This is a genomic window from Klebsiella sp. 2019SCSN059 (assembly GCF_021739525.1).
In the GTDB taxonomy this organism is placed as follows: Bacteria; Pseudomonadota; Gammaproteobacteria; order Enterobacterales; family Enterobacteriaceae; genus Klebsiella; species Klebsiella quasipneumoniae.
The window spans coordinates 1-608 of record NZ_JAKKOM010000136.1; the positions used below are offsets into that span (position 1 = coordinate 1).

1 protein-coding gene is annotated in these 608 nt (G+C 48.0%); it reads right to left on the bottom strand.

The window, feature by feature from the left end; translation table 11 throughout:
• Positions 1-117: 117 nt before the first annotated feature.
• Complete coding sequence (locus L2I46_RS29295; protein ID WP_001749986.1) at positions 118-570, bottom strand: NAD(+)--rifampin ADP-ribosyltransferase Arr-3; 453 nt, start codon at positions 568-570, stop codon at positions 118-120.
• Positions 571-608: the final 38 nt, after the last annotated feature.

Below are 608 nucleotides of genomic sequence, written 5' to 3' on the forward strand. Positions count from 1 at the left end.
TAACGCCGCCATAAACGGCGACAGGGTGGCGCGCCTATTGCGCATAAAATGGCGAAGCCATGCGCAACAGGCGCGGAATCTCTGGCGTCCGGTTTGATGGCTTTGTTATGCAAAGGACTAGTCTTCAATGACGTGTAAACCACGGCGCTTTAAGTCCTCCAACGAATCCAACATTCCCCTTATTAATTCAACAGGATGCCCCTCCCAGTCTTCAACAACGCCAACAATTCTCAAGGGTTCGCAGGTTCTATAGGACTGTGTTGGATTACCGGGAAATCTTTTGTTCGTAAGATTCGGATCGTCTTCGAACGGTCCTGTTGGCTCAACTATGTATATGTAGCCGCGACCCTCGAGGCCAGACAGTGACATAGCAAGTTCAGCTCCCCAAACTGCTGGCTCCATCAAGGCTGAAAAGTAGATGTGCTTAAGAATACGACCGTCCTCGAAATGAGAGATGAACCCTGTGGTTAGCAAGTCACCAATCGCCAAATTGGCTTTGGTTCCATGATAGAACGGTCCTTGCACCTGCTTGTAATTATCATGAGAGATGGGAATCCAATCTTTTACCATTTTAAGACCCTTAATTGTTGGGATTTGGCTGCATAACG

Coding starts and splice junctions, on each gene's coding strand:
- L2I46_RS29295 (WP_001749986.1), bottom strand. CDS start 570: ATGGTAAAAGATTGGATTCCCATCTCTCATGATAATTACAAGCAGGTG.